The sequence below is a fragment of the Aneurinibacillus sp. UBA3580 genome (assembly GCF_002375825.1).
GTDB lineage: Bacteria > Bacillota > Bacilli > Aneurinibacillales > Aneurinibacillaceae > Aneurinibacillus > Aneurinibacillus danicus.
Genome location: NZ_DFMZ01000005.1, coordinates 300 through 2,393 on the forward strand (window position 1 = coordinate 300; position 2,094 = coordinate 2,393).

Sequence of the window (2,094 nt, forward strand, 5' to 3'; positions counted from 1 at the left end):
CAATGCCCGCGAGTTTTTCTTATTGATTAATCGGTTTCCCAAGTAATGAGATGTTTTCCGTCTTCGACGTGCTCGAACGTAAAGGTCATTTCATAGTCGCCTTTTTGATCAAAATGAACAGCGTAACCATCCTGGTAGGTCCCCGGCTCAAATTCCTGTTTAAACACTTCTTTGCCATTCGGATCGGTTACCTTAATTGTGACTTTGCCTTTTTTGAATTGAAGTTCCTGGACCTGGATGGCAAGCACTGTGTCCGGAATGGATGGTATCTTTTTGGTGACCGTCTTGTTATATGATTCGTACGTCGCTTTAAATTCGTTTTCAGTTACAGATTCGATTGCTTTTGTTCCGTATTCCGTGCATCCGCTCAGAACGCCGAAACATAGCAAAAAAAGCAGCAAGTAAGCCGACCGTATCCCCATTGGATTCTCCTCCTTACGCTCTGTTTTCAAGTATTCGGCGCAGCCACTTTTCCCATTCATTTCTTGTATATCCAATATAATATGGTTTGAGGGATTCCGGCAAGGAATAGCTCTCCATTGCTCTTCCCCCTACCCCGAAAATAATCGTCGGATATGCAGTATGAATGTCCTCAATTAGCTGGCGAAGCTTTGGTATATTTTCCTTCAGGGTAATAGAAATACAAATAATCTCAGGGACTAGCTCCGGAACGATTTGTCTTACGCTATCAAGCGGAGTGTCGGCACCGAGAAAATATACATCGAGTCCATGCTGGCGTAAGAATAGCGAAAATAGCGTAATTCCAATGGTATGCTGTTCACCCGGTCCCGCCATGGTAAGTACGCGCGGCATGGTGGGGTTAATTTTTGTATAGCGGAAGAATGGCTGAATGCGCTGATTTAGCAGCTGGCTGGCATAATGTTCATGCGCTACCGTAATTTCGCCTTTCTCCCAGCGGTCGCCGATTTCGATGAATACGGGAATGATGATATCGTGCAGAACGTCATCCGGCTGCCAGATGGCCATAGATCGATCGAGAATAGCATGCGCATCTGCTTCATTGAAGGAAAGGAGGGCGTGAATTAAATGTTCCTGCTGTACCTTTATCAGAGACATCGTGTCTTCTTTTTGTGAAGAAGGAAGGGGGTCCGCTTCCTGACGGATGAGGACAAACGCAGGTTGTGATGAATATGCCTGCTGCTTTTCTTTGAGTATTTCTACCGCTTTGCTGATATGGAGTCCCTTCTCTACCTGCTCTTTCAGCCAGCGCAGTGTAGCGACGTCTTCCTCGGTGTATAGACGGTGACCGGATTCCGTTCTTTTCGGTTCAATTATGCCGTATCGCCGTTCCCAGGCACGCAGTGTATGGGTAGTGATGCCTACCAGATTGGAAACTGCTTTAATATTGTATTTCCCTTGTATATTGTTCATCGTGGACATCCTCTCGTGCAATTCATGCATGCAGGCAAGACAAGGGTGTTTTCCACTGAGTATAGAACTTTTTTATAATTTTATTATACGTTAATTATACAGTATAGCCTTGATATTAGAAAATAGCAAAGCTTCTTTTGTCTTCTCATCCAACCTAGCAAAAACAAGAAATCATGCTACAATACAATAAGTGAGAACCATACTATGCCGCTTAGAACACCGGGCGGTTCGGCGTTTTGTAGGGAGAAGCGAAAGAAGCGGAGAAAGAAAGGAAGAGACGCTTTGAAAGGTTGGCTTGAACGATTCAAACAGTGGCTTCTGGCAGAAGAGTACGCGAAAGACAAAAACGAAGAGCGTGTGGAATCTGAAATCTATGAAGAAGAATACGAGGAATCCGAGCCGCAGGTTGCTCCGATTCCGGTTGCCAACAAGCACCTGACGATACGGACGGCAAACATTTATCCAAAACGGACAGTTGAGCGGGCCGTGGAGCAGCGCAAATCTTCGAAGTCGCTTGGGACTCGTATTCTGCGGGAGAAGAAACCGGCGACCTCTCCATCCGTGCAGAGACGGAAACGGAAGCAAAATAAAGATGCGTTTCCATTTCCGTTAATTCCGGACGAGCCACCGATTCAGGAGTACATACGGGACCAGGAAAGCCGGCGGCAGCAAGAACGTGAAGAGCGCGAAGCGGAAGAGCGC

3 protein-coding genes are annotated in these 2,094 nt (G+C 46.2%); 1 reads left to right on the plus strand and 2 read right to left on the minus strand.

The features are described 5' to 3' along the window. Positions 1-26 precede the first annotated feature (26 nt). Positions 27-422, minus strand: a complete 396-nt coding sequence (locus B2899_RS00975; protein ID WP_146812173.1) for a hypothetical protein — start codon at positions 420-422, stop codon at positions 27-29. 13 nt (positions 423-435) lie between these two features. Continuing rightward, complete coding sequence (locus B2899_RS00980; protein ID WP_170230387.1) at positions 436-1,392, minus strand: MerR family transcriptional regulator; 957 nt, start codon at positions 1,390-1,392, stop codon at positions 436-438. A gap of 282 nt (positions 1,393-1,674) precedes the next feature. Between B2899_RS00980 and B2899_RS00985 the strand changes: the two genes are divergently transcribed. Continuing rightward, positions 1,675-2,094 (plus strand): hypothetical protein (locus B2899_RS00985; RefSeq protein ID WP_286883372.1); only part of this gene is annotated, 420 nt, incomplete at its 3' end.